This is a genomic window from Streptosporangium sp. NPDC000509, assembly GCF_042898365.1.
In the GTDB taxonomy this organism is placed as follows: Bacteria; Actinomycetota; Actinomycetes; order Streptosporangiales; family Streptosporangiaceae; genus Streptosporangium.
Genome location: NZ_JBIAYX010000010.1, coordinates 195,576 through 221,170, shown reverse-complemented (window position 1 = coordinate 221,170; position 25,595 = coordinate 195,576). Strand labels below are relative to the sequence as shown.

24 protein-coding genes and 1 tRNA gene are annotated in these 25,595 nt (G+C 69.4%); 14 read left to right on the top strand and 11 right to left on the bottom strand.

The window, feature by feature from the left end; genetic code table 11:
- From ACFY3D_RS20110 to ACFY3D_RS20095, 4 genes are all read right to left on the bottom strand, one after another.
- Positions 1 to 324, bottom strand: a complete 324-nt coding sequence (locus ACFY3D_RS20110) for a rhodanese-like domain-containing protein (RefSeq protein ID WP_350942023.1) — start codon at positions 322 to 324, stop codon at positions 1 to 3.
- Between the two features lie 236 nt (positions 325 to 560).
- Positions 561 to 1,166 carry a TenA family protein gene (locus ACFY3D_RS20105; protein WP_389981248.1) on the bottom strand — a complete coding sequence of 202 codons (606 nt, stop codon included), beginning with the start codon at positions 1,164 to 1,166 and terminating at the stop codon, positions 561 to 563.
- Between the two features lie 15 nt (positions 1,167 to 1,181).
- Positions 1,182 to 1,787, bottom strand: a complete 606-nt coding sequence (locus ACFY3D_RS20100; RefSeq protein ID WP_389981246.1) for a DM13 domain-containing protein — start codon at positions 1,785 to 1,787, stop codon at positions 1,182 to 1,184.
- A gap of 389 nt (positions 1,788 to 2,176) precedes the next feature.
- Positions 2,177 to 3,265: an LCP family protein gene (locus ACFY3D_RS20095; RefSeq protein WP_389981244.1), complete on the bottom strand. Its 1,089-nt coding sequence runs from the start codon at positions 3,263 to 3,265 to the stop codon at positions 2,177 to 2,179.
- A gap of 507 nt (positions 3,266 to 3,772) precedes the next feature.
- On the opposite strand from ACFY3D_RS20095, the gene ACFY3D_RS20090 reads away from it, so the two are divergent.
- Complete coding sequence (locus ACFY3D_RS20090) at positions 3,773 to 5,254, top strand: hemolysin family protein (protein ID WP_389981242.1); 1,482 nt, start codon at positions 3,773 to 3,775, stop codon at positions 5,252 to 5,254.
- Positions 5,251 to 6,285 (top strand): hemolysin family protein, encoded by a 1,035-nt coding sequence (locus ACFY3D_RS20085; protein ID WP_350942017.1) that lies wholly within the window; start codon positions 5,251 to 5,253, stop codon positions 6,283 to 6,285. Before ACFY3D_RS20090 ends, ACFY3D_RS20085 begins: the two co-directional genes overlap by 4 nt.
- 413 nt (positions 6,286 to 6,698) lie before the next feature.
- Here the strand turns inward: ACFY3D_RS20085 and ACFY3D_RS20080 are convergent.
- Positions 6,699 to 6,781: transfer RNA gene (locus tag ACFY3D_RS20080), tRNA-Leu, on the bottom strand.
- A gap of 166 nt (positions 6,782 to 6,947) precedes the next feature.
- Here ACFY3D_RS20080 and ACFY3D_RS20075 point away from each other — a divergent pair.
- The 7 genes from ACFY3D_RS20075 (at position 6,948) to pknB (ending at position 15,795) form a co-directional block, all read left to right on the top strand.
- Positions 6,948 to 7,688 (top strand): DUF3662 and FHA domain-containing protein, encoded by a 741-nt coding sequence (locus ACFY3D_RS20075; RefSeq protein ID WP_350942016.1) that lies wholly within the window; start codon positions 6,948 to 6,950, stop codon positions 7,686 to 7,688.
- Positions 7,689 to 7,705: 17 nt separating this feature from the next.
- Positions 7,706 to 8,173, top strand: coding sequence for an FHA domain-containing protein (locus tag ACFY3D_RS20070; protein WP_350942014.1), 468 nt, complete (start codon positions 7,706 to 7,708; stop codon positions 8,171 to 8,173).
- On the top strand, positions 8,170 to 9,480 hold the full coding sequence (locus tag ACFY3D_RS20065) for a PP2C family protein-serine/threonine phosphatase (protein WP_389981240.1): 1,311 nt from the start codon (positions 8,170 to 8,172) through the stop codon (positions 9,478 to 9,480). The genes ACFY3D_RS20070 and ACFY3D_RS20065 overlap by 4 nt, the downstream gene beginning before the upstream one ends.
- 4 nt (positions 9,481 to 9,484) lie before the next feature.
- Entirely contained in the window at positions 9,485 to 10,864 is a 1,380-nt protein-coding gene (locus ACFY3D_RS20060) for an FtsW/RodA/SpoVE family cell cycle protein (RefSeq protein ID WP_389981238.1), read from the top strand.
- Positions 10,861 to 12,318 (top strand): peptidoglycan D,D-transpeptidase FtsI family protein, encoded by a 1,458-nt coding sequence (locus tag ACFY3D_RS20055; RefSeq protein WP_389981236.1) that lies wholly within the window; start codon positions 10,861 to 10,863, stop codon positions 12,316 to 12,318. The genes ACFY3D_RS20060 and ACFY3D_RS20055 overlap by 4 nt, the downstream gene beginning before the upstream one ends.
- Complete coding sequence (locus ACFY3D_RS20050; protein ID WP_389981234.1) at positions 12,315 to 13,838, top strand: protein kinase; 1,524 nt, start codon at positions 12,315 to 12,317, stop codon at positions 13,836 to 13,838. Before ACFY3D_RS20055 ends, ACFY3D_RS20050 begins: the two co-directional genes overlap by 4 nt.
- Before the next feature lie 82 nt (positions 13,839 to 13,920).
- The gene (pknB, locus tag ACFY3D_RS20045; protein WP_389981232.1) at positions 13,921 to 15,795 is read left to right on the top strand and encodes a Stk1 family PASTA domain-containing Ser/Thr kinase; all 1,875 of its coding nucleotides are present in this window, start codon (positions 13,921 to 13,923) and stop codon (positions 15,793 to 15,795) included.
- Between the two features lie 281 nt (positions 15,796 to 16,076).
- Here pknB and ACFY3D_RS20040 read toward each other — a convergent pair whose 3' ends face one another.
- From ACFY3D_RS20040 to ACFY3D_RS20030, 3 genes are all read right to left on the bottom strand, one after another.
- Complete coding sequence (locus ACFY3D_RS20040) at positions 16,077 to 16,649, bottom strand: anthranilate synthase component II (RefSeq protein ID WP_389981230.1); 573 nt, start codon at positions 16,647 to 16,649, stop codon at positions 16,077 to 16,079.
- Positions 16,650 to 16,844: 195 nt separating this feature from the next.
- The gene (locus tag ACFY3D_RS20035; protein WP_350942005.1) at positions 16,845 to 17,003 is read right to left on the bottom strand and encodes a hypothetical protein; all 159 of its coding nucleotides are present in this window, start codon (positions 17,001 to 17,003) and stop codon (positions 16,845 to 16,847) included.
- A gap of 26 nt (positions 17,004 to 17,029) precedes the next feature.
- On the bottom strand, positions 17,030 to 17,680 hold the full coding sequence (locus ACFY3D_RS20030; protein WP_389981228.1) for a class E sortase: 651 nt from the start codon (positions 17,678 to 17,680) through the stop codon (positions 17,030 to 17,032).
- A gap of 211 nt (positions 17,681 to 17,891) precedes the next feature.
- On the opposite strand from ACFY3D_RS20030, the gene ACFY3D_RS20025 reads away from it, so the two are divergent.
- The gene (locus ACFY3D_RS20025; RefSeq protein ID WP_362513423.1) at positions 17,892 to 18,137 is read left to right on the top strand and encodes a cell division protein CrgA; all 246 of its coding nucleotides are present in this window, start codon (positions 17,892 to 17,894) and stop codon (positions 18,135 to 18,137) included.
- Positions 18,138 to 18,187: 50 nt separating this feature from the next.
- Here the strand turns inward: ACFY3D_RS20025 and ACFY3D_RS20020 are convergent, their stop codons facing one another.
- Both ACFY3D_RS20020 and ACFY3D_RS20015 read right to left on the bottom strand, forming a co-directional pair.
- Positions 18,188 to 19,063 (bottom strand): rhomboid family intramembrane serine protease, encoded by an 876-nt coding sequence (locus tag ACFY3D_RS20020; protein WP_389981226.1) that lies wholly within the window; start codon positions 19,061 to 19,063, stop codon positions 18,188 to 18,190.
- Positions 19,064 to 19,407: 344 nt separating this feature from the next.
- Positions 19,408 to 19,944 carry a peptidylprolyl isomerase gene (locus ACFY3D_RS20015; protein WP_350942001.1) on the bottom strand — a complete coding sequence of 179 codons (537 nt, stop codon included), beginning with the start codon at positions 19,942 to 19,944 and terminating at the stop codon, positions 19,408 to 19,410.
- A 351-nt stretch (positions 19,945 to 20,295) separates the two neighbouring features.
- On the opposite strand from ACFY3D_RS20015, the gene ACFY3D_RS20010 reads away from it, so the two are divergent.
- Entirely contained in the window at positions 20,296 to 20,790 is a 495-nt protein-coding gene (locus tag ACFY3D_RS20010) for a hypothetical protein (protein ID WP_389981224.1), read from the top strand.
- Between the two features lie 248 nt (positions 20,791 to 21,038).
- A complete protein-coding gene (locus tag ACFY3D_RS20005; protein WP_389981222.1) occupies positions 21,039 to 22,130 on the top strand; it encodes a hypothetical protein in 1,092 nt (363 codons plus the stop codon).
- Between the two features lie 379 nt (positions 22,131 to 22,509).
- On the opposite strand, the gene ACFY3D_RS20000 is transcribed toward ACFY3D_RS20005, so the two are convergent.
- On the bottom strand, positions 22,510 to 23,046 hold the full coding sequence (locus ACFY3D_RS20000; RefSeq protein WP_389981220.1) for a hypothetical protein: 537 nt from the start codon (positions 23,044 to 23,046) through the stop codon (positions 22,510 to 22,512).
- Positions 23,047 to 23,240: 194 nt separating this feature from the next.
- Here ACFY3D_RS20000 and ACFY3D_RS19995 point away from each other — a divergent pair, with 194 nt between their 5' ends.
- Both ACFY3D_RS19995 and ACFY3D_RS19990 read left to right on the top strand, forming a co-directional pair.
- Positions 23,241 to 23,909 (top strand): response regulator transcription factor, encoded by a 669-nt coding sequence (locus ACFY3D_RS19995; RefSeq protein WP_350941994.1) that lies wholly within the window; start codon positions 23,241 to 23,243, stop codon positions 23,907 to 23,909.
- Between the two features lies 1 nt (position 23,910).
- Positions 23,911 to 25,581 (top strand): ATP-binding protein, encoded by a 1,671-nt coding sequence (locus tag ACFY3D_RS19990; RefSeq protein WP_389981218.1) that lies wholly within the window; start codon positions 23,911 to 23,913, stop codon positions 25,579 to 25,581.
- Positions 25,582 to 25,595 lie beyond the last annotated feature (14 nt).

Sequence of the window (25,595 nt, the reverse complement as noted above, 5' to 3'; positions counted from 1 at the left end):
TCAGGCGACGAAGGGGTCCTGGCCGCTCTCGGCGACCATCGGGCGTCCCGCGCCGTCCCAGGACCGCATGCCGCCGCCGACGTTGATCGCGTCCCAGCCGACGTGGTTGAGCCAGGCGGCGGCGTTCGCGGAACGGCCGCCGACCCGGCAGACCACGTAGACGGGTGTGTCCTTGGGCACCTCGTCGACCCGCGCCTGCAGCTCGCCCAGGGGGATGTGGACGGCACCGGGCGCGTGCCCGGCACGCCACTCGTCGTTCTCGCGTACGTCGAGCAGGAACGCGTCTTCCGGCACGGCCTGCACCTCAACTTCAGGAACACTCATGCGCTCATTGTTCCAACGTCCCCCACCGGATGGGGCACGAAGCCGCTCGGATGCCCTCATCCGGACCTTCAATTTCCCCTGATAGCAGGCTAATTAGGGACATCCGGCCTGCCTGATCATCCGTCTCCGGCAGGGCGGGGAAGCCGTTCGCCGAGGGCGGCCGGGAGCGCCTCGCGGAGAACGGATAATCCGGCGGAGGGACCCGGCCGCCGGAGACGTTCACCCACGTCCCGCTCTCAGGGCACGTCCCAGAAGGCGAGTTCGTGAGCCATCCCCTCGGCGAACAGCCTCCCCGCCCTGCCGGGGTCCGGCGTCACCTCGTCGATCATCACCGCGATGCGCTCGGTCAGCTCGGCGAAGGCGGGGTGCGCGTAGGTGTCCACCCAGGCGCGGTAGCGGGGCTCCTCGGGCGGGTTCTCCGCCAGGACGCGGCCGAGCGTGGAGTAGCCCCACATGCAGGGGTAGAGCGCGGCCAGACCGTCGGCGTAGACGGCCGCGGAGTCGAGCAGGAAGGAGGTGTACGCCGCGCAGGCCGGCCCCTTCCTCGCGCCGCCGAGGTCGGCGTCGAACTCGGCCGACAGCGACCGGTGCAGGCTCAACTCCTCGTGGAAGGTGGCGTGCGCCAGGTCCACCAGGTCGCCCAGATGCCCGTCCGGAGCCTGCCAGGCGAGTCGCGAGAAGACACGGACGTAGTCGAGCAGGAACAGGTAGTCCTGCTCCAGCCACGACCGGAACACCGGCTCCGGCAGGTCTCCCCGTGCGATGCCCACCACCGTCGGGTGGGCGAGCTGCGCCTCGACGAGCGGGCGGCCGATCGCGTGCAGTTCCTCAGAAACCCTCATGGGTCGGAGATTGTGTCAGGTCAGGGCGGCGGCGCCGAAGGAGACGCTGAAGCGCTTGCACCAGATGGTGACGGACTTCAGGCTGTCGAGGTCGGCTCCGGCAGGAATGGCGTAGTTGGCGTTGCCCCTGTTTCCCTTCAGGTCGCCGAGTTCGAGGTGCTTGCCGTCGTCCAGGTTGAACCATCCCGCGGTGCCCTCCTTGACGGGCTGGTCACTGAGCCAGACCCGCAGGTCAGGCCCGTCGGAGGTGTTCAGGTCCTCGATCCGCAGGACCCGGCTCCCGTCGGGCAGCTCCAGCACCCTCGCCCTGCCCTCGGTCTTGTGCTCGTGGGAGACGAACGTGCCCTTGGACAGGGTCTTCGGCTCCCGAGCGGGCGCAGGGGATTCGGAGGGCGCCGAGGGCTCCGAGGACGCGGAAGACGTCGAGGGCTCGGAAGGCTCACCCTGCGGGGCGGCCTCGGCTCCGGGTGGCGCGGTCGCCACGGGCAGCGCCTCGTTCACCTCGACGACGGTGAACAGGCGCCACGGCTGGAACAGGTACAGCGCGACACCGAGCGCGACGGCGCCCAACGCCAGGACGCCCCAGGTGACGGGGTGTCGGAGCAACCTCTTGACTCTCATGGGATACCTCCGGCGTCGGGTCCCGCGGCTTCCGGCCACGAGGAGAAAGCCGAGATGTCCCTCCGGCCTCGACGCCGACGCTATCCGCGGCGCCGCCCTCGATCGATTACGGACTGCTTACAACCGCGAAGTCCTCGCCCCGCTCCCGCGTGACACGACGACGCCGACCGCCTCGACCCCGCCGCCCCTCGACGCCTCGCCCCGCTCCCGCGTGACACGACGGGACTCCCCGGTCTCCGAAGGACGCGGCCCGGTCGCCTCCGTTCGGCCTCCGGCGCCGTTGTCCGGTACGGGACGAGCGGGTCGCGAAGATCGAAAACGAGCTGGGCCGAGGTCCTCGGAAGGCCGGGGAGTCGGAAGGCCGGGGAGTCGGAAGGCCGGGGAGGAGGTCACTTGCCGAGGGCGTCCTTGGGGACGGGCTTGTCCTGGGCGAGGGCCTCGAACATGCGCAGGGCCTTCTCCCGGTCCCACTTGACGACGGACTGGCCGTCGATGGTGGGCAGGGAACCGATGGGCACGACCGTGGTGATCGGGTCGCCGCCCATGGCGAGGCCGAGGGAGAGCAGGTCGAACGCGCCGGTCTCCTCGCCGACGGTCACCGAGTCGGCCGCGCTCAGCGCGAGCGGGACGGAGGTGAAGGGGTTGATCAGGACGCCGGGGCTCGCCGCCTTCTTCACCACCGCGGAGAAGAACTGGCGCTGGCGCTGGGTCCTGTCGAGGTCGGGGATCGCGCCGGTGGCGCGGGTGCGGACGTAGCCGAGGGCCGTCCCGCCGTCCATGGTCTGCAGGCCCTTCTTCAGGTCGATCCCCGCCTTGGGATCCTTGATCGCCTGCTTGACGTTGATCTCGACCCCGCCGATGGCGTCCACGATCCCCACGAAGCCGCCGAAGCCGATCTCCATGTAGTGGTCGATGCGCAGCCCGGTGACCTGCTCCACGGTCTTGGGAAGCAACTGCTGGCCGCCCTTGAAGGCGTAGGCGGCGTTGAGCTTGTTGCTGCCGTGGCCGTCGATCGGCACGTACGAGTCACGCGGGAGGCTGACCAGGGTCGGGCGGTCGTCGCCCTCGGGGATGTGCAGCAGCATCATCGTGTCGGTCCTGCGGCCCACCGCCTTGCCCGTGGCGAGCTTCTTGCGCTGGGCCGCGGTCAGGCCCTCGCGGCTGTCGGAGCCGACCAGCAGCCAGTTGGTGCCGGGAGTGTCGGCGGGACGGCCCTCGTAGTCGGTGAGCGCCTCGACCCGGGTCAGCCGCGAGTTGACCGTGAAATACCCGACGACGACCAGGATGAGCAGCACGACGACCAGTCCGGCGAGGATCCGCACGGCGAGCCTGCCGGGGCGCTTCGGCCGCCAGGCGGGCATGCGCGACGCGAACCCGCCGCCCTGGCCGCCGGAGCCTCCGCCCGAACCCCCCGGCTGGGCCGAGGGGGCGTTCAGCGGCCTGACCGGGCCGGAACCCGATCTGGCCTTGCCGTACACCCGCCCGCCTCCCCGGGAGGGCGGCACCTCGCGCGCGGACGCCTCCTGTCGGACGGGTGTCTCCCGTGAGGAGGCCGACGCCCCCCGGACGGGCGTCCCCGGGCCGCCAGGCGAGGGGTAGGCGGGCTGCCCGGCCGCTCTCGACGGCACGGGCCCCGGCGTGGGCGATCGCAACGCGCGGGTGCGATCGTCGTCTTCGGGCCTGTCAGCCACGTCTTGTCCCGCCACTTCTCGATCTCATGGTGAAAACGTCATTATCGACGCTACGTCGTGGCTCAGGAACCTGCCGCGAGACGGCCAAGGTTTCCCTATGTAAAAGTACTCAGACAGGTGGTTAGCGACCGACAATGCGATCGTCGGCCGATCCGGAAACATTGACCCCCACCCGGATCGTTACGGTAGAGGACTACCTCTGCTCGAAAGGATGATCGTGTCCACTCCGGACTCGTGGAGTATCTGCCCGTGCGAACGCACGGGCACCACTGAACCAACCGGGAGAGTCGCCCGGTGAACACGGCTTTGGGCCTTCTGGCCATCCTCCTCCTCACCTTCGCCACCGGTTACTTCGTCGCACAGGAGTTCGCCTTCGTCGCGGCGGACCGGGGTGTGCTGCGCGAGCAGGCCGACTCCGGCGACGCGGCCGCGGTACGGGCTCTGGAAGTGACGAAACGGCTGTCGTTCATGCTGTCGGGCGCGCAGCTCGGCATCACCGTGACCGCCCTGCTCGTCGGCTTCCTCTCCGAACCCGCCATCGCCACGGTCGTCCGTCCCTGGCTGGAGGACGCGGGAGTGCCGTCGGGGGCCGTACCCGGCATCGCCGTGGCGCTCGCCGTCACGATCGCCACGGTGATCCAGATGGTCTTCGGCGAGCTGGCCCCCAAGAACCTGGGCATCGCCCGCCCCGAGCCCGTGGCGAAGTTCCTCGCCCGCTCGACGTTGATCTACCTGCGGATCGCCGGACCGGTCGTCCGGCTGTTCGACTCCGCCGCCACCGGCCTGCTGCGCCGGGTCGGCGTGGAGCCGGTGGAGGAGATCGAGCACGGCGCGAGCCCCGAGGAGCTGTCGCGGATCATCTCCGAGTCCGCCACGGCGGGTGACCTGCCTCCGAGGCTGTCGGAGCTGCTGGAGCGAGCTTTGGAGTTCGGTGACCGCACCGCGGAGGACGTGATGGTGCCGCGCCCCCGCCTGGTGCTGCTCAGGGACGACCGGCCGATCTCCGACCTGGTCGACGCGGTCCGCAGGCACGGTCACTCCCGCTACCCGGTGCTCTGCGACCAGAACGGCGACGACGTGGTCGGCGTCACCGGCGTACGCGAGCTGCTCAAGTCGGGGCTGACCGACGGCAGGCTGGAGAAGATCACCCGTCCCGCGCTCCTGGTGCCCACCTCGTCACCGCTGCCTCTCGTCCTGGAGCGCATGCGCACCGCCCGCGACGACCTGGCGTGCGTCATCGACGAGTACGGCGGCCTGGCCGGCGTGGTCACCATCGAGGACCTCGCCGAGGAGCTCTTCGGCGAGCTCATCGACGAGAACGACCCGGAGCCCGCGGGGGTCGTCGTGGGCGAGGAGGGCACCTGGGACCTCCCGGGCACGCTCCGGCTGGACGAGATCGAGCGGGCCATCGGGCTGCAGCTCCCCGAGAGCGACGACTACGACACCGTCGCGGGCCTGGTGCTCGCCACCCTCGGCCGGATGACCGAACCCGGCGACGAGGCGACCGTCACGCTGACGCCGCGGCACGATCCGCTGGAGAGCGACGACGTCGACGAGGAGGAGGCGGTGCTCACGGTGCTCTCCGTGCACCGCAGGGTCCCGGAGTGGGTTCGGCTGTCGCTCAACGCGCCGCGGGAGACCGATGGCGACCAGGACACGGAGACGAGACCCGGGAAGACCGGGGACGAGGAAGAGCCGGAGATGAACGCGCCGCGGATGATCCAGCGTGGCCCCGAGCCGCCCATGATCGAGCGGAGCGGGGTGAGGCGGCGATGAGCACCGTCTCCGCCCTCCTGCTCGGCGTGGCCCTGCTGATCGGCAACGCCTTCTTCGTCGCCGCCGAGTTCGCGGTGATCTCGGCTCGCAGGCACCGCCTGGAGGAGATGGCGGGCAAGGGTGGCCGGTTCACCCGGCTCGCCGCCCGCGCCGCCGTGCGCGGCAGCAGGGAGCTCTCCCTGATGCTGGCCGGAGCCCAGCTGGGCATCACGCTGTGCTCGCTCGGCCTCGGCATGGTGACGGAGCCGGCCATCGAGCACCTGCTGGAGCCGGTCTTCGGCGCGGTCGGCCTGCCCGAGTCGCTGCGGGTCGCGGTCTCGCTCGTGATCGCGCTGGCGTTCGTCACCTTCCTGCACATGGTGATCGGCGAGATGGCCCCCAAGTCGTGGGCGCTCACCCACCCGGAGACCGCGGCGATGGGGCTGGCCATGCCGTTCCGCGGCTTCACCTGGCTCATGAGGCCGGTGCTCGCCACGCTCAACGGCCTGACGAACGGGATCCTGAGGCTGTTCGGGGTGGATCCCAAGGACGAGCTGGCCACCACCAGGACCCCGGTCCAGCTGGCGATGCTGGTCGGCGAGTCGGGCCGGATGGGCCTGCTCGACCGCGACGAGCACGACCTGCTCACCCGGGCCCTGCGGGTTCATCAGCAGCCGGTGGAGCGGCTGATGCTGCCGCTGGAGAAGACCACCTCGGTGCCCGACGACGCGACGAGCGAGCAGATGCGCCAGGTCGCCGCACGCGACGGGCACCTGCGCATGCTGGTCACCTCCGGCAGGCCGGGCGACGTCCTGGGCGTGGTGCACGTCAGGGACATCCTCGTCCGGCCGGAGGCGAGCCCCGCCGAGCTCGCCCGCCCGGTGCCCCGCCTGGACAAGGCCACCACGATCCCCGACGCGGTCTCCACGCTCCAGGACGCCCACGCGCACCTGGGCCTGGTCACGGAGAACGGCGGCGAGGTGGTCGGCATGGTGAGCCTCACGGACCTGCTCGGCGAGGTCCTGGACGTGCGGGTGCTCGCGACCCGCTAGCGGGCCCTCCTGACTCGCGACCCGCCGAGCGGCGGGAGCCGTCGGGAGCCGTCGGGAGCCGGCAGAACCGATCTCGGGATCGGCGGGAGACGGCGCGGGCCGGGGAAAGATTCTTTCCCCGGCCCGTGTTCTCTGTCAGCGTAATCCGGACACCGGCGAACCCCTGCAAGTCATCCGAAAGTGATCAGCAAGCACGGCAGGGTAGAAGGGTGAGGCATGCCGTAGTGGGCCAAAAACCACAAGACCCATGCGTAACCCCTGAGACTTCTCTATAACGGAGCGAGCGACTATCTTGATCGATGATCCACTCGGTCCGGCACGAGACCTTACGGACGGCTCAGATGAATACGCGGTTTCCCGGAAAACGACAAGACCCCGGTCGCGATGCTCGCATGACCGGGGTAGTGATCTTGTGGGCGAGGAGGGATTTGAACCCTCACGTCCTTTCGGACACACGGACCTGAACCGTGCGCGTCTGCCGTTCCGCCACCCGCCCTTGTTGGGTGCGGTCGAAACATTAGCACGAATCAGCCGGTACCCATGAACCCGGATACGATCCTCCTAGATGCGGAAGCGGAGCAGCTGGGTGCGAGAGAGCGAGGAACGAGCCAACGAGCCCCCAAGCGGCCGCGACCAGATAGACGGAGGAGGGGAGGTACCCGATGGGAGTCCTTCAGCGTTTCGAGCGGAGGCTCGAAGGCTTGGTCGAGGGAGCCTTTGCGCGGGCGTTCAAATCTGACCTTCAGCCGGTAGAGGTCGCCAGTGCGGTCCAACGGGAAATGGACGAGCGGGCGGCGATCGTCGCCCAGGGCCGCACTCTCGTGCCCAACGACTTCGTGGTCGAACTGTCCACGACCGACAGCGAGCGGTTGGAGGTTTACTCCGACAGCATCAGCCACGAGCTGGCCAACCTCGCCAGGGAGTACGCCAAGGAACAGGGCTACTCCTTCGTGGGACCGGTCAGGGTCCGCTTCGAGACGGCCGACGACCTCGCGGTCGGCCTGTTCCGCATCCGTTCGGGCGTGATCCGCGGCGCGACGGTCGAGCAGGACGAGATCCGAACCCCGGTGAGCGACGTGCCCCCCGCACGGTCGCACGCCTTCGGCGGCCGCCCCCGCCTGCTGGTCTCCACCCAGGACGACCCGCAGGGCCAGCGGTCCTTCGACCTGACAACACCGGTGACCCTGCTCGGCAGAGGCACCGACTGCGATCTACGGCTGGTCGACCCGGGTGTGTCCCGGCACCACGCCGAGCTGCGAGTGGAGGGCCCCCTGGTCGCGCTCGTCGACCTCGGCTCCACGAACGGCACCTTCGTCAACGGCCAGCCGGTTCGCCGGGTCGAGCTCCAGAACGGCACTCGTGTGACGCTGGGGCGAACGACTCTGGTTTTCCGGCGCGATTAAAGGTAAACAGACGGTCCATGTCCGAGCTCACGCTGCTGCTGATCCGGCTCGCCTTCCTCGCGGTGCTGTGGTTCTTCGTGATTGCCGCGGTCGGTGTGATCCGGACAGACTTGTTCGGATCACGCACGGCCGCCGCCGTCCCCGCGCGCAAGGCCCCCAAGCCGGTGAAGCCCGCGGCCAAATCCAGGAAGGGGGAGCCACGGGAGATGATCGTTACCGGTGGCCCCCTCCAAGGCACCACCATTACCCTCTCGGAGACGCCCATCACCATCGGCCGGGCGAACGACGCGACGCTGGTAGTCAGCGACGACTACGCCTCCAGCCGGCACGCCCGGCTCTTTCCCCAGGACGGTCAGTGGATCGTGGAAGATCTCGGCTCGACCAACGGCACGTATCTCGACCGCTCCAAAGTCACCCGTCCGACTCCGGTGCCGCTCGGTGTTCCGATCCGCATCGGTAAGACCGTCATCGAATTGCGCAAATGACCATCGCACTCCGTTACGCCGCCCGCTCCGACGTCGGCCTCCTCCGCGAAGGCAACGAGGACTCCGCCTACGCCAGCGGCCGCCTGCTCGCCGTCGCGGACGGCATGGGCGGCCACGCACACGGCGAGGTGGCCAGCTCGGTCGCCATCGCCGCGATGTCCTCGCTCGACGTGGACGCCCAGGGGGGTGACCTGCTCAGCGCCATCGAGGCCGCGGTACGCGACGCCAACCGCAAGCTGCACGAGATGGTGGGGCGCGATCCCAGCCTCAAGGGCATGGGCACCACCCTCACCGCCATGCTCTGGTCGGGGACGAGGGTCGCCCTGGTCCACGTCGGCGACTCACGTGCCTACCTGCTGCGTGCCGGGGAGCTCTACCAGATCACGCACGACCACACCCTCGTGCAGTCACTGGTGGACGACGGCCGCATCACCCAGGACGAGGCCGCCACCCATCCACAGCGGTCGATCCTGCTGCGGGCGCTCGACGGCAGCGGTGAGGTCGACCCCGACCTGTCCCTGCGCGAGGCCCAGGTCGGCGACCGCTACCTGCTCTGCTCCGACGGCCTGTCCGGGGTGGTGAGCGCCGAGACACTGCACCACACGCTCTCCACGATCGAAGACCCGGAGGGGGTGGTCCGCACCCTCATCGACCTGGCCAACCGTGGCGGCGGCCCCGACAACATCACCTGCGTCCTCGCCGACGTGCTGGAGGTGGACGAGAGCCACGTGCCGCGCACCGACGCGGCCGTGGTCGGCGCCGCGGGTTCCAACATGCCGCGGTCGGAGCCGCCGGACACCCCCGCGGGTCGCGCCAGCGCGGTCACCATGCCGCAGCCCGTCATCTCCGACGACGACGACATCGACGAGCCGATCATCAGGTCCGCGGCCCGGCCCGCCAAACGCCGCCGGCTGTGGCCGCTCCTGGCCGTGGTGGGCGGCGTCGTCGTCGTCGGAGGCGGCCTGGGCTGGTATTTCGGCGGCCAATGGCTGGAAGACCAGTACTTCGTGGGTGCCAAGGGCAACGAGATCGTGGTCTTCCAGGGCGTGAAGACCAACCTCGGCCCCTTCGAGCTCTTCGACGTGGCCCAGAGCACCGCGGAATCGATCACCTCCCTCGGAGCGTTCCAGCAGGGTCAGGTCCGCGACGGCATCCCCGTTCCCACCGTCGAAGCGGGCCTGAAGAAGATCGAAGAGCTGAAGTCGTCCGCGGCCAAAGCCGATCGGAAGGAAGAGCCGACCGCGACCCCGAGCGCCTCCGCGTCCTCCGCGCCCGCCAGGGCCCCCGAACCCACAAGGTCACAGTAGACACATGAGCACCCCTAGCGCCGAGCCGGTCCCGCTTCCCGCCAAACGGCGGGTGGCCCAGTTGGCGATGCTCGCATTCGCGGTCGCCATCGTGATGCTGGCGTACGCCAACGTGGGGTTGGCCCTCGACAACCAGATCCCATCGGGAATGCTCACCTACGGCCTCGGCCTGGGTGGTCTCATGCTCGCCGCCTACCTGGTCCTGGCGAAGTTCGCCCCCTGGGCCGATCCGCTGATCCTGCCGCTGGTGACGCTGGTCAACGGCATCGGGCTGGTGGTCATCTACCGCCTTGAGGCCTCCGGCATGCCGGGTGCCTCGGCCACCGGCCAGCTGCTGTGGACCGGCGTCGGGGTCGTCATGTTCTCCGTGACGCTGATCGTGCTGCGCGACCACCGCGCGCTGCAGCGTCTGACCTACACCATGGGCGCCCTCGGCCTCGCCCTGCTGATCTCACCGCTGCTGCCGTTCATCGGCAAGGAGATCAACGGCGCGCGCATCTGGATCGGCGTCGGCGGTTTCACCCTCCAGCCCGCGGAGTTCACCAAGCTCGCCCTGGTCATCTTCTTCGCCGGCTACCTGGTCGCCAAGCGCGACGTGCTCGCCCTGGCCGGGCGGCGACTGCTCTTCATCGACCTGCCCCGGGCCCGCGACCTGGGACCGGTCCTCATCACCTGGGGTCTCAGCCTGGGCGTGCTGATCCTGCAGAAGGACCTCGGCTCCTCGCTGCTGATCTTCGGCACATTCATCGCGATGCTCTACATCGCCACCCAGCGCACCTCGTGGGTGCTCATCGGCATCCTGCTCTTCGTCGGCGGCGCGGTCCTGGCGGGGCTCATCTTCGACCACGTCGCGGCCCGCTTCGAGGTCTTCCTCGACCCGGAGAACCCGGCGCTGTACGACCGCGAGCTCGGCGGCAGCTTCCAGCTCATGCAGGGACTGTTCGCCATGGGGCAGGGCGGCGTTCTCGGCACCGGGCTCGGCCAGGGACATCCCAACCTGATCCCGCTCGCCTTCTCCGACTTCATCTTCACCGCCGCCGGCGAGGAGCTCGGCCTCACCGGGCTGATGGCCCTGCTGATGGTCTACGCCCTGCTGGTCGAGCGCGGTCTGCGCACCTCGATCGCGGCCCGTGAGCCGTTCTCCAAGCTGCTGGCCGGCGGCCTGTCGTTCATCCTCGCCTGGCAGGTCTTCATCATCGTGGGCGGCGTGACCAACCTGATCCCGCTGACCGGCCTGGTCACCCCGTTCATGTCCCAGGGCGGATCGGCGCTGCTGGCTAACTGGATCCTTATCGCGCTGCTGGTACGCATGTCGGATACGGCGAGGAAGCCTCCGCCCCAGGCCATCCAGGACGAAGGAATGACGCAGGTGTTCCAGCGATGAACGGTCCCCTCAAGCGCGCCGCCTTTGCCTGCCTGCTCATGTTCGGCCTGCTCATGATCAACGTGAACTACCTGCAGGCCGTACGGGCGGAGGATTTGCGCGACGACTCGCGCAACACGCGCAACTTCTTCGCACGGTACGAGGTCGAGCGTGGTCGCATCACCGCGGGTGACAAGATCCTCGCCGAGTCGATCGACACCGGCGACTCCGAGTTCCGCTTCCAGCGGCGCTATCCCGAGGGCAAGATCTACGCGCCCATCACCGGCTTCTTCGCGCCGGAGAGCGAACGCGACATGGAGCGGGCGGAGAACAGCCTGCTCGACGGGAGCAGCGCCGACCTGCTGATCCGGCGCAGTATCGACCTGTTCACCGCCAAGCAGACCAAGGGCGCCAACGTCGACCTGACGATCAATCCCAGGGCGCAGGAGGCCGCGTACAAGGCGCTGGGCGAGAGCGGCAAGAAGGGCGCGCTGGTCGCGATCGAGCCGAAGACCGGGGCGATCCTCGCCATGGTCTCGATCCCCACCTACGACCCAAACCTGCTGTCCAAGCCCAGCAAGGAAGACGTCAACAAGGCCTACAACAAGCTGGACAAGGACGAGGACAAACCGCTGGTCAACCGGGCCATCGAGCGCACCTACCCGCCCGGCTCGACCTTCAAGGTGGTCACCACCGCCGCATACCTGGAGAGCGACGACACGGTGGGCCCGGAGACCCAGGTCGACGCCCCGCAGCGGCTCGATCTGCCCGGCACCACCGCCGACCTGCCCAACTACGGCGGTGCGGCGTGCGGGGCCGGGGTGGTGACGCTGTCGTTCGCGCTGGAGAAGTCCTGCAACACCCCGTTCGGCAAGATCGCGATGGAGCTCGGCTACGACGCGCTGCGCGAGCAGGCGCTCAAGTTCGGCATCGGCGGCGATCCGATCGAGATCCCGCTACCGGTCGCGGGCAGCGGAATCGGCCCCGAGGAGGACCAGGCGGCCCTCGCCCAGGCCTCGATCGGCCAGCGCAGCAACCAGATGACCCCGCTGCAGATGGCCATGGTCGCCGCCGGCATCGCCAACAACGGCGTGGTCATGAAGCCGTACCTGGTGGACAAGATCGCGGACGCCGAGGGCGGCGAGATCGAGAGCGCCGACCCCGACGAGCTGGACACCGCGATGAGCGAGGACAGCGCGCGCAAGCTCCAGGAGATGATGGTCAACGTCGTCAACAAGGGTACGGCGAGCGCGGCGCAGATCCCGGGGGTGACGGTCGGCGGCAAGACCGGCACCGCCGAGACCGCGAGGGGCCGTGACCCGCACGCGTGGTTCATCTCCTTCGCCCCCGCCGAGGACCCCAAGGTCGCCGTCGCGCTGATCGTCGAGTCCGGGAGCGCCGGCAGCGACGCCTCCGGTGGTCAGACCGCCGCCCCGATCGCCAAGAGCGTGATGGAAGCGGTGCTGGGTAGATGACCGCGTTGCTCGGGGGCCGATACCGCCCGCTGGGGCGGATCGCGTCGGGCGGCATGGGTGAGGTGTGGCGGGCCGAGGACGAGCTCCTCGGCCGTGAGGTCGCCGTGAAGCTGCTGCGTCCGCACGTGGCGGAGGATCCGGCCTTCCGTCTGCGGTTTCGCTCCGAGGCGCGCATCGCGGCCGGGCTGTCCGATCCCGGCATCGCGCAGGTCTTCGACTACGGCGAGGGCGAGGGCGTCGCCTACCTGGTGATGGAGCTGGTGCCTGGACAGTCCCTCGCCGGCATCCTGGCACGCGACGGCGCGCTGAGCCCGGAGATCACCCTCGACGTGGTCCGCCAGACCGCGATGGGCCTGCACGCCGCGCACCGCGCGGGGATCATCCACAGGGACATCAAGCCCGGGAACCTCCTGGTGACCGAGGCGGGCGTGATAAAGATCACAGACTTCGGCATCGCGCGAGCGCTGGAGGCCGTGCCGGTCACCCAGACCGGCATCCTGATGGGCACCGCGCAGTACGTCAGCCCCGAGCAGGCGTCGGGCGAGCCGCTCACGGCCGCCACCGACATCTACTCGCTCGGGGTGGTCGCCTACGAGTGCCTGGCCGGTCGGCCGCCGTTCCGCGCCGACACGCAGGTGGCGATCGCCCTCATGCACATCGGCGAGCCACCGCCGCCACTGCCGTCGAGCGTCCCTCCCGCGGTTCGCGAGCTGGTCATGGCGTGCCTGGCCAAGGACCCGCTGCGGCGGCCTGCCGGTGCCAGGGAGCTGTCGGAGCGGGCGGACATGCTGCTCGACGCGCTGACCTCCACCGGTTCCACCGGTCTCGGCATGCTCACCGACCCGCTGGGCTGGCGCGCGGAGCCCGCGAGCGAGTGGCCTCAGGAGGTCACCTCCGCCCTCGCCGTCCCTCCCCGGCCCGAGTCCGGCCCCGGTTCGGGTGCGGGAGCGGGTGCCGGTGCGGGAGCGGGTGCGGGTGCGGGTTTCGGCGCGGGCGTGGGTTCCGGGGCCGGTCAGGGCGGGGGTTCCGGTCCTGGGCCCGGTCACGGCGCCGGCACGAACGGGGCGGGCGCGAACGGGGCGGGCACCGCTCCGGTGCGCGGGCGCCGCGGCCTGCGCAGGAAGACGGTGATCGTCGCAGCGGTCGCGGGGTGCGCCGCCGCGGTCGGGCTGGGCGCCCTCGCGGTCCACGAGCTGACGAGCCGGCCCGGTGACAACGAGCCGGGAGAGCCGGTCGTACGGTCGAGCCCGGCCACCAGGTCTCCGACCCCCAGACCGACGGAAACCAGGTCTCCGACGAGCAGACCGCCGCTCTCGCCGACGAACTCGGCCCGCCCTTCGGTCACGCCGTCGGCTACGGTAAGCACATCGGCCACGCCCACCGTAAGGCCGAGTACGTCGCCACCGCCCAGCCCCAGCCCGACGCCCAGCCCGACACCCAGCCCGACGGTGACACCGAGCCCCACACCGAGCCCGACTCCTGAACCCGGTGACACAGAGCCACCGAACGAGGAGACGTGATGCGGGAACGGGTCGATGATGGACACCGGTGGCCCAAGAGCTCACCGGCACCCAAGATGAACGGTAAGGGACAGTGCAGGAAATGACTCAGCCCCGACGCCTCGGCGATCGCTACGAGCTTGACGGCGTCGTCGGGCGTGGCGGCATGGCCGAGGTCTATCGCGCCCGAGACATCCGGCTGGATCGGATCGTCGCCATCAAGACCCTCCGCGCGGACCTGGCCAGGGATCACATCTTCCAGGCGCGCTTCCGCCGGGAGGCGCAGTCGGCCGCGTCACTGAACCACCCGTCCATCGTCGCGGTCTACGACACCGGCGAGGACGTCTCCGAGGGCGCGCCGGTGCCCTACATCGTGATGGAGTACGTCGACGGCCGCACGCTGCGCGACCTGCTGCGAGCCGACCGGCGGCTACTGCCCGAGCGCGCCGCCGAGCTGGTCGACGGGATCCTGCGGGCGCTGGACTACAGCCACCGCGGCGGCATCGTCCACCGCGACATCAAGCCCGCGAACATCATGATCACTCGCAACGGCGACGTGAAGGTGATGGACTTCGGCATCGCCCGCGCGATGGCCGACTCGGCCGCGACCATGACGCAGACCGCCCAGGTGATCGGGACCGCCCAGTACCTCTCACCGGAGCAGGCGAGGGGCGAGCGGGTCGACGCCCGCAGCGACCTCTACTCCACCGGCTGCGTGCTGTACGAGCTGCTGACCGGGCAGCCGCCGTTCACCGGTGACTCCCCGGTCGCGATCGCCTACCAGCACGTGCGCGAGGACCCGATCCCGCCGTCGCAGATCGACCCCGACATCCCGCCGTGGGCCGACGCCATCGTGCTCAAGGCGATGGCGAAGGACCCGGCGCACCGCTACCAGAGCGCCGGGGAGATGCGGGCCGACATCCAGCGGGCGATGTCCGGCATTCCGACGGACGCCCAGACGATGGCCCTGAGCGCCAACAACGAGTACGGCTCGGCCACCCGGACGATGATGCAGCCGCCCGGCCCCGGCGGCCCCGCCACCCAGCGCACCACCGCCGTCCCCCCGTACGAGTACGGCGAGGAGGGCGGCGGCGGGCGCACCGGCGGAGGCGGGGGCGGCCGACGCCGGCAGCAGAGCGGCGGGAACACCGCGGTCAAGACCGCGGCGTGGATCATCGTCCCGCTGTTGATCATCGGTGCCTTCATCGGCGTCGGCGTCAAGTTCCTCAGCTCGCCCGGTGATCCCACCGCCTCGGCCAAGGTGACGATCCCGCAGCTGGTCTCGCAGACCAAGGAGGCGGCGACCAACAAGCTGACCGAGCTCGGCCTGAAGGTGAAGACGGTCGAGGAGTACAACGACGAGATCCCGAAGGGGTCGGTGATCGAGACCGATCCCGCGGCCGACGCCGAGGTCGAGAAGGACACCGAGGTGACGCTCAAGGTCTCCAAGGGCGTCGAGAAGGTCGAGGTGCCCTCCGTGCTCAACATGACCACGGAGGAGGCCAAGCAGACCCTTGAGGATGCCGGCTTCAAGGTCAGCGTGCAGACCAAGGCCTCCAGCCGCAAGCAGGGAATCGTCTTCGAGACCGTGCCCGAGGCGGGCAAGAAGGCCAACAAGGGCAGCACCGTCCGGATCTACGTCCCCAAGGAGGCGATGGAGGTCCCGTCCGTGGTGAACCTCACGGTCGAGGACGCCACGAGAGCGCTCAAGGAGGCGGGCTTCAAGGCGAAGATCTCCGAGCAGCCGAGCGACCTGCCCAAGGGCACCGTGCTGAGCCAGTCTCCGGAGGCGGGCAGCAAGTATCAGCCGGGGACGACCATCACGCTGATCGTGTCGAGCGGGGCGCCGCCCCAGCCGACCGAGCAGCCGACCTTCCCCGATGAGCAGCCGACCGTTCCCGACGAGCAGCCGGATGAGACGCCCACGAATCCCGACGAGGGCACGATCTTCGACGAGGCGCCCAGTGACGAGTTCTGATCCGAGCAGCTGACCGGCTTCATCCGATGGAGGCCCTCGCGACCGCGGGGGCCTTCGTCGTCTCCCGTCCTCCGACTCGGCGCGGTCTCCCGCTGAGAGGCACGCGAAGCTGAGAGGCACGCGCACGGGACACGCGAACGGGAAAGGTCCTGAAGGCGGGGGCCATGGGACGGGGAGGTCTGGAAAACAGGTGAGCCCTGAAACGGGGAAGAGCCCTTCCGCCACTCGGGGGCGATGGCGGAAGGGCTCTCACTGGTCAATCGCCCAGGACGGGTTCCGCGTTACAACAATCTTTCCAGCCAGTTTCCGAGCAGTTGACGACCGTGTTCCGAGATCACCGACTCGGGGTGGAACTGCACGCCCTCGACGGGGGCGGTACGGTGGCGCAAGCCCATGATCACACCGTCCTCGGTGGTCGCGGTGACCGTGAGGACCTCGGGGAGCGTCCCTGGCAGGACCGCCAGCGAGTGGTAGCGCGTCATGGTCACCGGGGACGGCAGGCCGGCGAAGACGCCCTGTCCGTCGTGCTCGATCGCGCTGGTGCGGCCGTGCACCAGTTCGGGGGCCCGCGCCACGGTCGCCCCGTGGGCGACGGCGATGGCCTGGTGTCCCAGGCAGACGCCGAGGAGCGGGATGCCGTGGGCCTCGCAGTGGCCGACGAGCGGGACGCTCACCCCGGCGTCCTCCGGGGTGCCGGGGCCGGGGCTGATCAGGACCCCGTCGAAGCCACGGGTGTCCTCGACCGTGACCCGGTCGCGCGGGCGCACGTCGCAGGTGGCACCGAGTTCGCGGAGATACTGAACGATGGTGTGGACGAAGCTGTCGTGGTTGTCGACGACGAGGACCCGGCTCATCGGCCCACGACGGTCGAGGCGACGCGGTTCGTCGGGCCCTGGGCGGTCAGGAGGGTCCCGTTCAACGGCCCATACCGGTTCGTCGAGCCCTGGGCGGTCAGGAAGGTCCTGTTCAACGGTCCACGCCGGTTCGGCGGGCCGCGCCGGTTCGTCGGCCCGCGGTTCGTCGGCCCGCGACGGCCGGTAGGGCGCGGTTCATCGGCCCACGGTGGTCAGGTCGAGGGAGATGCGAGGTTCGATCCAGGGAAACACGACATACCAGAGTACGACGGCGACCAGCCCGACCAGCACCAGGGTGGCGAACACCCTGGTCACGAGGTTGCCGGGAAGCATTCGCCAGATCCAGCCGTACATGAGACCCGCCTTCTTTCCGATCTTGGTTACCCGGGCCGTACCGGGTGGTTCTCACGGCCTTCCAGCTCGCCGGAGACGATGAGGCGCTGGGCGGCCGAGTACTCCGGGTGGCAGGTGGACAGGGTGATCAGCGCTCTGTCCGGCTCGCGGTCCGGCCGGTCGGGGACCGGGGCGATCACGCCGATCTCGGTGGGGTCGACGACGCGCTTGCCGGTGACGCGGTAGGTGTAGCGGGTCGCGCGGGTGTCGACCAGGATGAGATCGCCCCTGCGGAGCTCGTCGATGCGGTTGAAGGGAGCGGCGTAGGTGGTCCGATGGCCCGAAAGTACGAAATTACCGATTTTTCCTGGCATGGCGGTTCCTGGGTAGTGCCCGGGGCCCATCCTCAGCCGATCCTGGTCGACGCCCTCCACGATGGCGTACCGGTAGTCGTCACCGAGCCTGGGGATCGTCAGCATCGCCACCGCACCGCCCAGCCGGACCGGCCAGGCCGCCCTGTCCCGCCGATCCCCCGCCTTCCCGCCCGGTGGGGCTTGCGCCAGGAGTTCCTCACGCAGCAGCGCCTGCTGCTCGGCGGTGTAGGAGCCGGTGCCCCACAGCAGGTAGGCGCAGAAGAGAAGGACGACCAGCCCCGCGGTGAGGCTGAGGTCGCCCAGAGCCCTCAGCGCTGCTCTCATGGGGGCAGGGTAGTGACGGGAAAGGCCGCCGCGGCGAGCCGGATCACGGGCCCGGCATAACATTTGCCACAGGATGGTGCCCTGTGGAATCGCCACGGCCCACCTGCGCCGACTATCCTTACACGGAACTTCACACGCTAGCGACCACGCTCACCGACACGGCCTGCGCACGATCCGGATCGCGCAGGGTTGACGCAGGAGAAGAACCCCAGTGCCCAAGCCCAAGACTCGTAAGAAGCCGGTCTACACCCCGCCGCAGACGTCACAGCAGATCAAGGTCAGCCCGCGCTGGCTGGCGCCGGTCATGGTGACCTGCTGGATCGTCGGCATCCTGTGGATCGCCGTCTACTATGTGGCGCCCACCGCGCCCCTCCTCGGCGACCTTCAGAACTGGAATCTGCTGGTCGGGTTCGCGTTCATCATCCTCGGGGTGGTCCTGTCCACTCGGTGGCGCTAGCTTTTCCACAGGAATTGTCCACACCCTGGGGAAGCATCAGGGTGTGGAGATCAACCGAAGATCCCGAGCTCGGCCTGGACGGCGAACGGTGGCAGACCCAACACCATCGCGACCAGGACGACCAGCATCACCGCGCAACCTCCCCATTGGATCGCGCTGCGGTTTTTGGCGGGGGCGAAGGCGAAGATCACGGCGACCAGGGTGCCGACGATCAGGCCGCCGAGATGCCCCTGCCAGCTGATGCCGGGGATCACGAAGGTGATCACGGCGTTCACGCCGATCAGCCAGAGCACGCCCTGGGCGTTGTAGCCGAGCCTCCTCGCGAGCACGAACAGCGCGCCGAACATGCCGTAGATCGCGCCCGAGGCGCCGACCGCGGCGATGCCGAACAGGTAGATCGCGACGGATCCGCCGAGCGCGGAGAGAAGATACAGCGTCAGGAACCTGGCCGACCCGAGGCGCCGCTCCAACTCGGGGCCGATGACGTAGAGCGCCCACATGTTGAACAGGATGTGGGTCAGTGCCCAGCTTGAGCCACCCAGCGGCTGGTGGAGGAACGCACCGGTGATGAGGCGCCACCACTCGCCCTGATAACCGACCTCGTAGGCGTTCATCGTGAAGTTCGCGAGCACCCAGTTGGTGTTCACGGTCTCGACGGCGTACGCCAGGATGTTGACGATCAGCAGCGTCCAGGTGACCCGGGGGGTGGTGACCGCCCGGCCGCCGAAGACCGCCTGCGCCTGCCGTATGCCCCTGTTGCCCTCGTTCACACACTCGGGGCACTGGAAGCCCACCGAGGCGTCGCGCATGCAGTCGGGGCAGATAGGACGTTCGCAGCGCTGGCAGCGAACGTAGGTCTCACGTTCCGGGTGCCGGTAGCAGGTGGGGACAACGGTGTTGGGCTCGTTGGACGGCTGGGTGGTCATGTGTGTGGCTGGCCCCTTCGAGCGTGCTGTTATCCACAGACTGCCAGCCTATTCACGATCCCGAGCGCCTGTGCACCCGCGAACGGCGACTGAGCCGCACCGGGCGAAGCCCAAGTCGAGGTGAGACGGTCTCGGACGAGCGAATCCGAGGGACGGGGCGGGTCCGAGGGACGATGCGGGTTCGAAGGACGGCGCGGGTCCGAAGGACGGGGCGGAAAGAGCCGGGCGAGGACCGAGGTGAGGCTGCACGGGACCGGCGCGTCCGAGGACGGGGCCAGCGGGGCCGGACGAGGGTGTGCGGGAACGCGAACGGCGGCCTCCGACGGAGGCCGCCGAGCATGAGATCAGCTCTGGACGCGCTCGATGGTCACCGACTCCAGAACCACGGGCTCCGTGGGACGGTCACGGGCGTCGGTGTCGGTCTTGGCGATGGCGTCGACGACGTCCTGGCCCTCGATCACCTCACCGAAGATGGTGTGCTTGCCGTTCAGGTGCGGCGTGGGCACGACCGTGATGAAGAACTGCGAGCCGTTGGTGCCGCGGCCGAACTGGACACCGGCGTTGGCCATGGCGAGCAGGTAGGGACGGTTGAAGTAGAGGTCCGGGTGGATCTCGTCGTCGAACTTGTAACCCGGGCCGCCGACGCCCTGACCCAGCGGGTCGCCACCCTGGATCATGAATCCCGAGATGACCCGGTGGAAGATCGTGCCGTCGTACAGTTTGGCGGTGGACTTCTGGCCGGTCTCCGGGTGCACCCACTCGCGGGTGCCCTCGGCGAGCTCGACGAAGTTTCTCACGGTCTTGGGCGCGTGATCCGGGAAGAGCTGGACCTTCACGCTGCCGCGGTTGGTGTTGAGGTTCGCGATCAACTTCTCAGCCATGATCGGACTGCCCCCTTCAGGTCGTAGGCAATACCTGAGCAACGTATTGCTTTTGTGGCACTTTGACGATTTCGGCCGTGGCCGCATCCCCAAGCATCCTCCCACGGGCCGTCATGATTGAGCCGCCTTCGAGCGGGAAGGGGTGGCGACGGGGCCCCAACGAATGGGGAGGTTGTTGTGCCTCTAGCACTGTTTGGAAAGCGCCACATGAAGATCGTGGCACCGGAAAGGCGGCTGCGCCACGTGAAGGCTCAGGCCGTCCGAGCCGCGGATCGGGTCGGCCCGATGGCCGTTCATGCCCGTGACGCGGCAAGTCAGCACGCACATGACGTAGCCCTTCAGGCTCGCGATGTGGCCGGTCAAGCCCGTGAGATGGCCGGCCAGGCCCGTGAAGCGGCCGGCCAGGCCCGCGGCATGGCGAGTGAGAAGATCATCGTGGCACGTGGGTGGGCGGCACCGAGGCTTGACGCCGCCGCGCACTCGATCGAGGAGCAGCTCGCGCCGAAGCTCAGCGCCGCGCTGTCCCAGGCCGCCGCGAGGATCGATCCCACTCCCGTGAAGTCCAGGAAAACACCGATGTTCCTGCTGTTCACGGGCATCGCGATCGCTGCGGCGGGCTACGTTCTGTACCGCAAGAACGCCGACCAGTGGGCGGACACTCTGAAGGAGAGCGCCTCCGACGCGTCCCAGTGGGTGGGTCAGAAGACGGAGGCGGTGGCCGGAAAGGCCTCCGGCGCGGTGGACGACGCCGTGAAGAAGGCCGAGGAGGTCGGCGCCAAGGTCACCGACAAGGCTGCCGACACCAAGGCCGAACACGCGTCGCAAACGCCGAAGAGCACCCCTTAGGGGACGGAGCGCGCCTCTCGGATGACCGGGCTCCCGCTCGGCCCCCGGACATGGCGCGCAACCGATCACGGCGTACGACGTCGGCAGAAAGTACGGCTCGCACCGCGAAGGTGCGGGCCGTACTTTCGTGTGGCGGCCCGTCGGCCGTATTTGCGCGCGGTACCCCATTGATCGAACTTCCGGGTGGCGACCCGTTGACCGATCACCAAGCACTTGTTAGAACGTGTTCCCCGGCCCAAGGAGCACCGATGACGCTGTCGCCCCTCGACGACCATCCCGTACACCAGTCGTCCGAGGTGATGCGGCACGTCACGACGTCGGACCGCAATTTCTACGACCGGTACTACTTCAACTGCCACGCCGGATCCGACGAGCTGATGCTCATCGTCGGTCTCGGCCAGTATCCCAACCTCGGGGTCACCGACGCGTTCGCCTGCGTGCGCCACCGGAACCTGCACCGCGTGGTCAGGGCCTCCCGGGAGCTCGGCGACGACCGGATGGACACGAGGGTCGGCCCGTTCAGGGTCGAGGTGATCGAGGGACTGCGACGGCTGCGGGTGGTGCTCGACCCCACGGAGCACGGCCTGTCCTTCGACCTCACCTGGGAGGGCACCATACCGGCCACGCTCGAACCCCGGCACTTCCTGCGCTGGCAGGAGCGCGTGGTGTTCGACTCCTCGCGGATGGCCCAGACCGGCCGGTGGACCGGGCACATCCTGATCGGCGACGAGCGCGTCGAGGTCACCCCCGACCGCTGGCAGGGCACCCGCGACCGCTCGTGGGGCATCCGCCCCGTCGGCGAGCCCGAGCCCCCGGGCATCCAGGCACGCAACGCGGGGACTTTCTACTGGCTCTACACGCCTGTCCGGTTCGACGACCACGCCATCCTCTGCATCATCCAGGAGGACGAGAAGGGCCGCCGAGTCCTGGAGGAGGCGGTGCGCGTGTGGGGGTTCGGGTCCGCGCGGGAGGGTGAGGAGGAGTATCTCGGCCGTCCCGAGTATCGCCCGACGTACCTGGACGGCACCCGGGAGGTGCGCGAGGCGACGATCTCCTTCTCCCCGCCGGGTGGGAAGCCCTTCGACCTGCACTGCGTCCCGATTCTCCCGGTGCACCTGATGGTGGGCACCGGATATGGCCTGGAATCGGACTGGAAGCACGGCATGTACCAGGGTTCCCACCCGGTGGTCCAGGGCGTCACCCACACGCTGCCCGAGGACGCCCAGAAGATGTGGGGCATGGTCGACGCGGTCGGCCGCTTCGAGTACGACGGCCGGATCGGCTACGGGTTGTACGAGTACTGGGCCCTGGGGCCGCACCCGTCCTTCCCCGAAGGTTGAACACCGCGTCCCCTTCGGGAGGTCTTCCATCGCTCGAAGCCCGTTCTTCCCGAGTCAGGGCACGAGCGATGGAAGACCTTACCGGAGGGTGAACCGCACCGTCCCCCGTACGGCGCGACTCCCGGGCCGGTCCTGCTGTCGCTCGCGGTCGTTCCCGGCGGCTCCGCGGTCCGGCGGCTCCGCGGTCCGGCGGTTCTGTGGCCCGGTGGCTTCGTGACCCGGTGGCTCCGTGACTCGGTGGCCACGGACCTGCCAGGCTTCCCGGATCGTCTCCGAGCAACCGGCTGCGAACCGGCCGGACCATTCCCGCACGGATGCCCCGGCCGGTTCGCAGGTCTTCACGGGGACGCCTCTCCGCTCGCACGGCGTCCCCGCGAGGTCACTTCTCCTCGGCCTTCATGACGCAGGTGACGGTGGGCACGTCGCCCTCCGAGGACTTCTGCGCCACCCTCACCTCGGTGACCGCGTCCCCATCGGGGACGGGCACGGCCGTGGAGAGCGTGGCCGCCTCGCCGGACTCCGGTACCCCTGCGGGAACGGCGGGCACGGCCATGACCGTGACGTCCTCGGGCAGGGCGGGGGGCTCCGCGGCCGGCTTCGCCGCTCTGAAGTCCTTGGTGATCGTGACGCGGCCGGCTTCGGGCTTCCTGGCCTCACCGGTCTCCCCGAGCGGCGGGGCGGGGACGGCGGGCACCGCGAGAGCGGCTCCGCCCTTCTCCAGTTCCTTGCGCTCGGCCTCGGTGAGCGTGCGCGTCGTCAGGCTTATCTTGCCGCCGCCCTCGCAGTCGATGAGCCGCGCGACACCATCCTTGGGAAGGGGCGCGGGGGTGGGGGTGTCGGCAGTGGCGGCCCCGGTCAGCGTGGCCATCAGAGCCCCCGCGGTCACCACGGCGGCGGCGAGCATGCGAATACGCATGTGTTTGTTCTCCTTGTCAGACGGATCGATGTCAGACGGATCGATATGTCAGGCGGATCGATGAACGAATCGGGAAGCGGACCGGCCCGCGGTTCCGGAGACCACAGCTTCCCGCCCGCTGCCTGAACCCAGGCTGAAGGCGCCGGAAGTCATCTTCAGGTTGGCTTTAGGCGCGGTACGGCAGTCTGAGCGGCATGCGCGTGCTGCTGGTTGAGGACGAGAAACGCCTGGCCCATCTCCTGAAGGAAGGGCTGGCAGGCGAAGGGTTCGCCGTCGACGTCGCGTACGACGGGCGCGACGGCCTGTGGATGGCGACCGAGAACCCGTACGACGTGATCGTGCTCGACGTCATGCTGCCCCGGATGAACGGCTACGCCGTCTGCGCCAAGCTCCGCGACGCGGAGAACTGGACGCCGATCCTGATGCTGACCGCCAAGGACGGGGTGCACGACGAGGCCGAGGCCCTGGACACGGGCGCGGACGACTTCCTGTCCAAACCGTTCTCCTACGTGGTGCTGCTGGCCCGGCTGCGCGCGCTGGTGCGCAGGGGCGGCGGGGCGCGGCCGGTGTCCATCGTGGTCGGCGACCTGACCGTCGATCCGGCGGGGCTCCGCTGCCGCCGGGGCGACACGGAGATCTCCCTCACGCCCAAGGAGTTCGCGGTCCTGCACGGCCTGGCGCGCAGACAGGGCGAGGTCGTCTCCAAGAGCGAGCTGCTGGCCCAGGCGTGGGACTTCTCCTACGACGGTGACCCGAACATCATCGAGGTCTACGTCAGCGCGCTGCGCCGCAAGATCGACGCTCCGTTCGGCCGCTCGTCACTGGTGACCGTGCGCGGCGCCGGCTACCGGTTGGAGGCCTGAGATGGCATCACGTCTCTCCGTACGGCTCCGGGCGACCCTCGCGGCCACCGCGATCGTCGCGGTCGCGCTGGGAGTGGCGTCGGCGGTGCTCGTCGGCGTGCTGACGGGGAGCCTCACACGCAGCGCCTCCGACGAGGCCACCCGCCGCGCCGCCGCGACCGCCGACGTCCTCGCCGGTGGCACGGTGATGCTCGACGTTCCGGCGATCGACGTCACGCGGGCCGCCGTTCCCGCGACGGCCGAGGCTCCGTCGGCCACCGTGGTGACCGTCACCGGAACGCGGGCCGGGGTCCTCCGGCATTCGGAGGCGACCCTTCTCGATCCCGACATCAAGATCTTCACGCACCCCGTATGGCCGGCTCCGGCGGTCGCGGGCCCATCGTCCGAGAGGAAGGGCTCGACGCCACCTCCGGAGGTGGCCATCCGGGGCACGGCGGACGAGCCGTCACCCCCTGCGGCGGCAGCGAAAGGTACATCGGACGCGGCGTCACCCCCGGAAGCGGCGGTGAAGGGCACCGCGTCACCCTCGGAAGCGGCGGCGAAAGGCATCCCGTCACCCTCGGAAGCGGCGGTGAAGGGCACCTCGTCGCCCTCGGAAGCGGCGGCGAAGGGCACCGCGAACAAGGTGTCACCCCCGGCGGTGGCGCTGCGGAGCGTGGCGGGCGCGCCGGCGTTCCAACTCGCCGAGCCGGCGCCATGGGCGTCCGGTGACTCCTTCGCCCTCGCCACGATGCCGGTGGACACCGCGAACGGCACGTTGTTCGTGCAGGCCAGGGCATCGATGGAGCCCACGATGGACGCCCTGAGGTCCCTGCGCGGCCTGCTGCTTCCCGGCATTCCCGCGCTGCTCCTGCTGGTCGCCGTCCTGACCTGGCTCACCGTCGGCCGGGCGCTGGCACCGGTCTCGGCCATCCGCGCCGAGGTGGCCGACATCACCGCGAACGACCTGCACCGAAGGGTCCCCGTACCGAGATCGCGCGACGAGATCGCCCGCCTCGCCGAGACCATGAACAGCACACTCGACCGGCTCGAACTGGCCGTCGGCCGGCACAAGCGCTTCGTCGCCGACGCGGCCCACGAGCTGCGCAGCCCGCTCGCCATCCTGCGGACCCGCCTGGAGCTGGCCCAGCCGGAGCCGCTCGCGGCCGAGGCGCTGACCGACGTGGAGCGGATCCAGGCGCTCACCTCCGATCTCCTCCTGCTCGCCCGCCTGGACGCCGGTGAACCCGCCTGTCACGAGGAGGTGGATCTGGGCCAGGTGACCGCCGAGGAGGCGGCCAGGTCGAGGCCCAGGCCGGAGGTCAAGGTCACGCTGGAGGTGGCGGCCGACACCGTGGTCATGGGCTCCGCCGGCCAACTGCGCCGCCTGGTGGCCAATCTGGTGGACAACGCGGTACGCCACGCGGGTTCCACGGTCACCGTCCGGCTGGCCGTGGACGGCGGCGAGGCGGTGCTCGACGTGCGCGACGACGGGCCGGGCATTCCCGCCGAGCACCACGAGGCGGTCTTCGACCGCTTCACCCGGCTGGACGAGGCCAGAGACAGGGACGCGGGCGGTGCGGGGCTCGGGCTCGCCATCGCGAGGGACATCGCGGTACGGCACGGCGGGAGTCTGCGCGTCGCGGGGAAAGATCGCGAAGCCTGGCTACAGGCCCGTTTTCCTGTGATATGAACCCCTCAGGTGAT

Excerpts from the sequence above, each read along its gene's own strand:
- pknB (WP_389981232.1), top strand. The coding sequence starts at position 13,921 with ATGACTCAGCCCCGACGCCTCGGCGATCGCTACGAGCTTGACGGCGTC.
- ACFY3D_RS20055 (WP_389981236.1), top strand. The coding sequence starts at position 10,861 with ATGAACGGTCCCCTCAAGCGCGCCGCCTTTGCCTGCCTGCTCATGTTC.
- ACFY3D_RS20035 (WP_350942005.1), bottom strand. The coding sequence starts at position 17,003 with ATGTACGGCTGGATCTGGCGAATGCTTCCCGGCAACCTCGTGACCAGG.
- ACFY3D_RS20105 (WP_389981248.1), bottom strand. The coding sequence starts at position 1,166 with ATGAGGGTTTCTGAGGAACTGCACGCGATCGGCCGCCCGCTCGTCGAG.
- ACFY3D_RS20040 (WP_389981230.1), bottom strand. The coding sequence starts at position 16,649 with ATGAGCCGGGTCCTCGTCGTCGACAACCACGACAGCTTCGTCCACACC.
- ACFY3D_RS20060 (WP_389981238.1), top strand. The coding sequence starts at position 9,485 with ATGAGCACCCCTAGCGCCGAGCCGGTCCCGCTTCCCGCCAAACGGCGG.
- ACFY3D_RS20100 (WP_389981246.1), bottom strand. The coding sequence starts at position 1,787 with ATGAGAGTCAAGAGGTTGCTCCGACACCCCGTCACCTGGGGCGTCCTG.
- ACFY3D_RS19995 (WP_350941994.1), top strand. The coding sequence starts at position 23,241 with ATGCGCGTGCTGCTGGTTGAGGACGAGAAACGCCTGGCCCATCTCCTG.
- ACFY3D_RS20030 (WP_389981228.1), bottom strand. The coding sequence starts at position 17,680 with ATGAGAGCAGCGCTGAGGGCTCTGGGCGACCTCAGCCTCACCGCGGGG.
- ACFY3D_RS19990 (WP_389981218.1), top strand. The coding sequence starts at position 23,911 with ATGGCATCACGTCTCTCCGTACGGCTCCGGGCGACCCTCGCGGCCACC.
- ACFY3D_RS20000 (WP_389981220.1), bottom strand. The coding sequence starts at position 23,046 with ATGCGTATTCGCATGCTCGCCGCCGCCGTGGTGACCGCGGGGGCTCTG.
- ACFY3D_RS20085 (WP_350942017.1), top strand. The coding sequence starts at position 5,251 with ATGAGCACCGTCTCCGCCCTCCTGCTCGGCGTGGCCCTGCTGATCGGC.
- ACFY3D_RS20020 (WP_389981226.1), bottom strand. The coding sequence starts at position 19,063 with ATGACCACCCAGCCGTCCAACGAGCCCAACACCGTTGTCCCCACCTGC.
- ACFY3D_RS20075 (WP_350942016.1), top strand. The coding sequence starts at position 6,948 with ATGGGAGTCCTTCAGCGTTTCGAGCGGAGGCTCGAAGGCTTGGTCGAG.
- ACFY3D_RS20005 (WP_389981222.1), top strand. The coding sequence starts at position 21,039 with ATGACGCTGTCGCCCCTCGACGACCATCCCGTACACCAGTCGTCCGAG.
- ACFY3D_RS20050 (WP_389981234.1), top strand. The coding sequence starts at position 12,315 with ATGACCGCGTTGCTCGGGGGCCGATACCGCCCGCTGGGGCGGATCGCG.
- ACFY3D_RS20110 (WP_350942023.1), bottom strand. The coding sequence starts at position 324 with ATGAGTGTTCCTGAAGTTGAGGTGCAGGCCGTGCCGGAAGACGCGTTC.
- ACFY3D_RS20065 (WP_389981240.1), top strand. The coding sequence starts at position 8,170 with ATGACCATCGCACTCCGTTACGCCGCCCGCTCCGACGTCGGCCTCCTC.
- ACFY3D_RS20070 (WP_350942014.1), top strand. The coding sequence starts at position 7,706 with ATGTCCGAGCTCACGCTGCTGCTGATCCGGCTCGCCTTCCTCGCGGTG.
- ACFY3D_RS20015 (WP_350942001.1), bottom strand. The coding sequence starts at position 19,944 with ATGGCTGAGAAGTTGATCGCGAACCTCAACACCAACCGCGGCAGCGTG.